The 2824-nt window shown below is 48.2% G+C and carries 2 rRNA genes (1 of these 2 cut by a window edge); both read right to left on the minus strand.

The annotated features are described in order from the left end of the window. Positions 1-13: 13 nt before the first annotated feature. A 5S ribosomal RNA gene (gene rrf / locus SD960_RS23640) occupies positions 14-123 on the minus strand. Positions 124-286: 163 nt separating this feature from the next. Continuing rightward, positions 287-2824, minus strand: a 23S ribosomal RNA gene (locus SD960_RS23645); it runs 360 nt beyond the window's last position.

Genomic DNA, 2824 nt, shown 5'->3' on the forward strand with positions numbered 1-2824 from the left:
AGGGTTTTTCAAAGAAAGGCGACGACATACTCTCCCACATAACTGCAGTACCATCTGCGCAGGCGGGCTTAACTACTCTGTTCGGGATGGGAAGAGGTGAGCCCCGCCGCAATAACCACCTTAAGAAGTTATAATTGCTTTGGGCAATCTTTTTTTAATTAATAATTAATAACTTATAATTGATAATTAAAAACAATATCTTAACATACTGAGATAAAGAAAAGTATTTTTATTTATTATTTTTAGAAAGTTTCTCCCCGTCCGCCGAGGCGGACGGGAAAAGGTTGTACATAAGCTTACGGATTATTAGTACTACTCGACTATGACATTACTGCCTTTACATCTATAGCCTATCAACGTGGTCATCTTCCACGATCCTTAAAAGAAATCTCATCTTGTGGTGGGTTTCGCGCTTATATGCTTTCAGCGCTTATCCCTTCCAAACGTAGCTACTCTGCGGTGCCCCTGGCGGGACAACAGATACACTAGAGGTTTGTCCAATTCGGTCCTCTCGTACTAGAATCAGATCCACTCAAATTTCTAACGCCCACAGTAGATAGAGACCGAACTGTCTCACGACGTTCTGAACCCAGCTCGCGTGCCACTTTAATGGGCGAACAGCCCAACCCTTGGGACCTTCTCCAGCCCCAGGATGTGACGAGCCGACATCGAGGTGCCAAACCCCCCCGTCGATATGAGCTCTTGGGGGAGATCAGCCTGTTATCCCCGGCGTACCTTTTATCCTTTGAGCGATGGCCCTTCCATGCGGAACCACCGGATCACTATGCTCTACTTTCGTACCTGATCGACCTGTATGTCTCTCAGTCAAGCTCCCTTATGCCATTGCACTCTACGCACGGTTACCAAGCGTACTGAGGGAACCTTTAGAAGCCTCCGTTACTCTTTTGGAGGCGACCACCCCAGTCAAACTACCCACCAAGCAATGTCCCCCGGATTCCGGGGTTAGGCCTCAGATAAACAAAGGGTTGTATTTCAACAATGACTCCACAACGCCTGGCGACGCCGCTTCATAGTCTCCAACCTATCCTACACATCATTTATCCAAGGTCAATACTAAGCTATAGTAAAGGTGCACAGGGTCTTTTCGTCCCACTGCGGGTAAACGGCATCTTCACCGTTACTACAATTTCACCGAGCTCATGGCTGAGACAGTGTCCAGATCGTTACACCATTCGTGCAGGTCGGAACTTACCCGACAAGGAATTTCGCTACCTTAGGACCGTTATAGTTACGGCCGCCGTTTACTGGGGCTTCAATTCAATGCTTCTCCGAAGATAACATCTCCTCTTAACCTTCCAGCACCGGGCAGGTGTCAGGCCCTATACTTCATCTTACGATTTTGCAGAGCCCTGTGTTTTTGATAAACAGTCGCCTGGACCTCTTCACTGCGGCCAGCTTGCGCTGGCGACCTTTCTCCCGAAGTTACAGGTCTATTTTGCCTAATTCCTTAGCCATGAATCTCTCGAGCACCTTAGGATTCTCTCCTCAACTACCTGTGTCGGTTTACGGTACTGGTACTAATTACCTGAAGTTTAGAGGTTTTTCTTGGAAGCCCTTAGGCGCACTATCTCTTTGTCCGAAGACTCCGAGTACTATCGTATTTCCCCAAGATCTGTGGATTTGCCTGCAGATCCTATAGGTAGGTACTTCAACGAACTATTCCGTCAGTTCGCGGCGCTTTCATCACTCCGTCACCCCATCACAGTAATTAGTAGTACGGGAATATTAACCCGTTGGCCATCGACTGTCCCTTTCGGGTTCGCCTTAGGACCAGACTAACCCACAGCTGATTAGCATAGCTGTGGAAACCTTAGTTTTTCGGTGTGCGGGTTTCTCGCCCGCATTATCGTTACTTATGCCTACATTTTCTTTTCCAGCCAGTCCAGCATACCTTACGATACACCTTCAACCCTGCTGGAATGCTCCCCTACCACTTACAATTGCTTGTAAATCCATAGCTTCGGTAATACACTTATGCCCGATTATTATCCATGCTCGTCCGCTCGACTAGTGAGCTGTTACGCACTCTTTAAATGAATGGCTGCTTCCAAGCCAACATCCTAGCTGTCTGGGCAGACAAACCTCGTTCTTTCAACTTAGTGTATATTTGGGGACCTTAGCTGATGGTCTGGGTTCTTTCCCTCTCGGACTTGGACCTTAGCACCCAAGCCCTCACTGCTGAGAAACATTATATAGCATTCGGAGTTTGTCAGGAATTGGTAGGCGGTGAAGCCCCCGCATCCAATCAGTAGCTCTACCTCTATATAACTTAATTCAGCGCTGCACCTAAATGCATTTCGGGGAGTACGAGCTATTTCCGAGTTTGATTGGCCTTTCACCCCTACCCACAGGTCATCCGAAGACTTTTCAACGTCAACCGGTTCGGACCTCCACACTGTGTTACCAGCGCTTCATCCTGCCCATGGGTAGATCACACGGTTTCGCGTCTAACACTACTGACTAAAGCGCCCTATTCAGACTCGCTTTCGCTACGGATCCGTGGCTTAACCACTTAACCTTGCCAGCAACGTTAACTCGTAGGCTCATTATGCAAAAGGCACGCCGTCACCCCACGAAAGGGCTCCGACCGCTTGTAAGCGTATGGTTTCAGGATCTATTTCACTCCGTTATTCACGGTTCTTTTCACCTTTCCCTCACGGTACTGGTTCACTATCGGTCTCTCAGGAGTATTTAGCCTTAGCGGATGGTCCCGCCAAATTCAGACAGGGTTTCACGTGCCCCGCCCTACTCAGGATACCACTATCCATTACACTTGTTACCCATACGGGACTATCACCCTCTA

Origin of the sequence: Flavobacterium sp. MMLR14_040 (genome assembly GCF_033657265.1) — a bacterium.
GTDB lineage: Bacteria > Bacteroidota > Bacteroidia > Flavobacteriales > Flavobacteriaceae > Flavobacterium.